The following is a 3,095-nucleotide window of genomic DNA, read 5'->3' as shown; positions in this document are numbered from 1 at the left end:
GCTGACCGGGCAGGGCATCGCCGACATCCTGGCCCGCCGCCTGGCCGAGGCGGGGGCGTCCCGGCGTACCGCGCACGACTTCCGGCGGACGTTCATCGGCGAGCTGCTGGACGCGGGCGTGGACCTGGCCACGGCCCAGGCCCTGGTCGGCCACTCCTCTCCCGCCACGACGGCCCGCTACGACCGCCGTCCGGAGAAAACGCGCCGCGACGCCGTCGACCGCCTCCGCCTCCCCGCCCCCCGCCCCCTGTCCTGAGACAATCCCCGCCACACGCGTCCTCCCATCGCACAGGGAGGGAGGAAGGACGCCCTGGCAGAACGAGATGTTCGCGAGGCATGGAGCGGAAGGTCCTCACACGCCGGCGGGAAGGAGCGAGAAGGCGCGTTCGGCCGCCCGCACCGCCTCGCGCTCCACCTCCGCCAGCGGCCGCCCTTCCGCCAGCAGCCCCACGTTGCGCAGGGCCAGCACCCGCTGGATGGCCAGCACCTGCCCGGCGACCAGATCGGCGGTCAGGTCGTCGACGGTCTCCGCGAGCGCCTCGGCCAGGGCCCGCTCGTCCAGCGACATGTGCTGGAACAGCCGCGCGACCAGGCTCGGCGTGGAGTACACCATCCGCTGGTAGGCCAGCACCTCCGGCTCGTCGTTGAGTCCCGTGACGGGGTCATGCCTGGCGAGCCCGTCGAGGAAGTGGCGGCGCAGCGCCTCCAGCGGCCGCTCGCCCGGCGCTCGCCGCCGTACGACGCGGGCGGCCTCGCCCTGATGGTCGGCGATCCGGTGCAGCACGAGGTCTTCCTTGGTCGGGAAGTACTTGAACAGCGTCGGCTTCGACACGCCCGCCGCCGCCGCCACCTCCGTCACCGGCACCTCGTCGAAGCCGCGCTCCAGGAAGAGCGCGATGGCCGCCGTCGAGATGGCCTCGTGGACGCGCTGCCGCTGGAGCTCCCGTAGTCCTGCCATGAGCACACTCTAGCAAAAAAGCGTTAACCTGGTTAAAGTCTTAACCGAGTTAACGCTTTCTGAGGAGGTGCGAGTGGGCACGCTCGACGACGAGAGGCAGTACGTCGAACGCTGCAAGGCCGGGCTGCGCAGGATGCTCGACGGCGCGGGCTCAACCGCCTGTACGTCGCCCTCACCCGCGCCGTCTCCTGGCTGGACGTCGTACACGCCAGGGCCTTGCCACCTCAGCTTTCCCATCCGGCAGAAGCCATCTGAATTCAGTAGATGTCCGTGTTCGTTCGGCTCGACAGGACGGGTGCCTTCGGTGTGTGATGTTGTTCACGTCTCGAGAGGAGCCCGCCAGTGACCTCTTCGCAGGATCCGTACCAGGGCGACGACGCCCCGCACGCACGCGATGAGCAGTGGCCGCAGCCGCCGCCATACCCGCCGCCGCCACCTCCCCAGAAGCCGCAACCGAGCAACCAGGTCCTGTCGATCATCGGGTTCGTCTGCGCGGCGGTGGCCGTGCTGTTCATCCCGATCCTGTTCGGGCTGGCCGGCATCGTGCTCGGCATCGTCGGCCACACGCGAGGCGAGCCCCTCGGCAAGTGGGCCGCCGTCGCCGGCGGCGTGGGGATGGTCCTCGGCATCGTGCTCGGCGCCATCATCGTGGGCAGCATGTCGTCCTGATGACCGCCCCGGAGCCCGTGCACGGCGGGTTCCGGGACCCGCCATACACCTCAGGTGGTGGCGAGGGCGACCGTGGGAGACAGGCGGGCGGCCCGCATGGCGGGATAGAGCCCCGCGAGGGTGCCGATCAGGAGGGTCGCCCCGATCGCGCCGCCCAGGGCCCACGGCGGCACGACCGGCGGCCAGTTCCGCGACAGGGCGTATCCCGTGGTCGCCAGCGCGCCCAGCATCGAGCCCACCACGCCGCCCAGGGCCGACAGCAGCAGCGACTCCGACAAGAACTGGATGCGCACCTGGCCCCGCGTGGCCCCGAGCGAGCGGCGCAGGCCGATCTCCTTGCGGCGCTCCAGCACCGAGATGACCATGGTGTTGGCCACCCCGACGCCGCCCACCAGCAGGGCCACCGCGCCCAGCCCGAGCAGCAGGTTGGTGAAGGCGCCCGCGGCGGCGGCCTTGGCGGCCAGGGCGTCCGACGGCCTGCTGACCGCGACCTCCTCGGGGTTCTCCGGGTTCACGGTGCGGGCCAGCACCTCCCGCACCGACTCCACCGACTCGTCCGAGGAACGCTCGTAGATGGTGGTGGCGTAGCCGTCGAACCCCAGCAGCTCCTGCGCCGCGGGGAAGCCGACCAGGGCCGAACGCTCGATCTCCGGCGCCAGCGGCATCGGCCCGAGTATCCCGATGACCGTGAACCACCGGCCGCCCATCCACACCTGCACCCCGGTCCTGGTCAGGCCTAGCCGCTCGGCCGCCTTCGCGCCGAGCACGACGGTGGGCTGGCGGGCGGTGGCGTCGTTGAGCCAGGTGCCCTTGGCCACCGCTCCCTCCAGGGTGGTCAGCAGGTCGGTGCTGGCCGCCTGTACGGCGATGCCGCCGGTCACGGCGTCGGGAATGTGGTTGTTGCGGCGTATGGTGGCCTCCACGGCGCCGGTGGCCGCGGCCGTCCGCACCGGGCGGATGCGCTGGACCATGGCCAGCGCGGTGGTCGGCAGCTTGGCGTTCTCCCCGAACATGGTCTGGCCGGGCGCGACGGTGAGCAGGTTCGTGCCGAGCTTGTCGAGCTGGCGCAGAAGCTGCTCCCGTGAGGAGGACGAGATCCCGATCACGGCGATCATCGTCGCGATGCCGATGGCGATGCCGAGCGCCGACAGGATCACCCTCGTGGGGCGGGCACGCAGCCCGGCGGCGCCGACCCGGAGCACGTCGCCCGGGCTGAGCCTGCCTGGCGCGAGCCGCTGCCTGCCCTGGTGGCGGTCGTGGTGGTTCAACGCCGGGCTCCTCTCAAGAGCTCCACGGGGCTCAGGTGATCGTGCTCGTGACCGTCGACGATGAGGCCGTCGCGTAGGCGCACCTGGCGGGGGCACCAGCCGGCGATCTCGGCGTCGTGGGTGATGATGGCGATGGTGGTGCCGGATTCGTGCAGGTCCGCCAGCACGGCCAGCACGTCGGCGCCGGCGTGGGAGTCCAG

At 71.5% G+C, this 3,095-nt stretch carries 4 protein-coding genes and 1 pseudogene; 2 read left to right on the top strand and 3 right to left on the bottom strand.

The window, feature by feature from the left end; all coding sequences use genetic code 11:
- The coding region (locus tag AB0J09_RS60605; RefSeq protein WP_360712949.1) for a site-specific integrase at positions 1-256 on the top strand (256 nt) is incomplete at its 5' end.
- Positions 257-352: 96 nt separating this feature from the next.
- On the opposite strand, the gene AB0J09_RS60600 is transcribed toward AB0J09_RS60605, so the two are convergent.
- Positions 353-958, bottom strand: a complete 606-nt coding sequence (locus AB0J09_RS60600; RefSeq protein WP_360712946.1) for a TetR family transcriptional regulator — start codon at positions 956-958, stop codon at positions 353-355.
- A gap of 342 nt (positions 959-1,300) precedes the next feature.
- Between AB0J09_RS60600 and AB0J09_RS60595 the strand changes: the two genes are divergently transcribed.
- Positions 1,301-1,627 carry a hypothetical protein gene (locus AB0J09_RS60595; protein ID WP_360712943.1) on the top strand — a complete coding sequence of 109 codons (327 nt, stop codon included), beginning with the start codon at positions 1,301-1,303 and terminating at the stop codon, positions 1,625-1,627.
- Positions 1,628-1,677: 50 nt separating this feature from the next.
- Here AB0J09_RS60595 and AB0J09_RS60590 read toward each other — a convergent pair whose 3' ends face one another.
- Both AB0J09_RS60590 and AB0J09_RS60585 read right to left on the bottom strand, forming a co-directional pair.
- Positions 1,678-2,895, bottom strand: a complete 1,218-nt coding sequence (locus AB0J09_RS60590) for an ABC transporter permease (RefSeq protein WP_360712940.1) — start codon at positions 2,893-2,895, stop codon at positions 1,678-1,680.
- Positions 2,892-3,095, bottom strand: a pseudogene (locus AB0J09_RS60585) (hypothetical protein); the annotation flags it as partial. The gene AB0J09_RS60590 and the pseudogene AB0J09_RS60585, both read right to left, overlap by 4 nt.

It is taken from the genome of Nonomuraea sp. NPDC049784, assembly GCF_040659615.1.
In the GTDB taxonomy this organism is placed as follows: Bacteria; Actinomycetota; Actinomycetes; order Streptosporangiales; family Streptosporangiaceae; genus Nonomuraea.
The sequence above is the reverse complement of the archived record's forward strand: the minus strand, read 5'-3'. Positions and strand labels throughout refer to the sequence as shown.

Excerpts from the sequence above, each read along its gene's own strand:
- AB0J09_RS60600 (WP_360712946.1), bottom strand. The coding sequence starts at position 958 with ATGGCAGGACTACGGGAGCTCCAGCGGCAGCGCGTCCACGAGGCCATC.